We start from the raw sequence: 591 nt of genomic DNA, 5'->3' as shown, positions 1-591 counted from the left end.
GCGCAAAATTTAAAACAAGAAGATTTAAAGAAGCCTATTAATCTATCACAAGAAGAAGCGAAACAATATATTTATACGAAGTACGGGAATGATATCAATTTTGTTTCTGAGCCAGAAGTAAAGGAAGTTATTTTTGTTGATGAAAATAATGGACAAGCCAGCAATGCATACCAGGTTACATTTGCTGCTGCAACACCAAACTATGTATCTGGAACCTATTTAGTGAATGCTCATAATGGTGATATGTTAAAAAATATGGTACAAGAATCAGATTTAAAAGCAAGTGAAAAGCTTGTTGGGGCCTTAAAGGAAAGTAGAAAAAGCAATCTTACATCATTAACTGGAACAGGAAAAGATGATTTAGGTATATCTCGTACATTTGGTATTTCTAAACAAAGTAATGGGAAATATGCACTTGCTGATTACACTAGAGGGCAAGGAATTGAAACGTATGATGTGAAATACAGAGATATTAATAAGGAGGAAAGATATTACCCTGGTATACTAGCAACTAGCACTTCAACAACATTTAATGATCCAAAAGCGGTAAGTGCTCATTTCTTAGCAACAAAGGTATATGATTTTTATAAA

General features: G+C 33.0%; 1 pseudogene. It reads left to right on the top strand.

Going from position 1 to position 591, the window contains the following annotated elements:
• Positions 1-591: pseudogene (locus tag JDS96_RS30615) on the top strand (M4 family metallopeptidase); the annotation flags it as partial.

Source organism: Bacillus cereus group sp. N21, from assembly GCF_016483395.1.
Lineage (GTDB): Bacteria > Bacillota > Bacilli > Bacillales > Bacillaceae_G > Bacillus_A > Bacillus_A pseudomycoides.
Note: the sequence above shows the minus strand (reverse complement) of the source record. Positions and strands in the feature narration are given on the sequence as shown.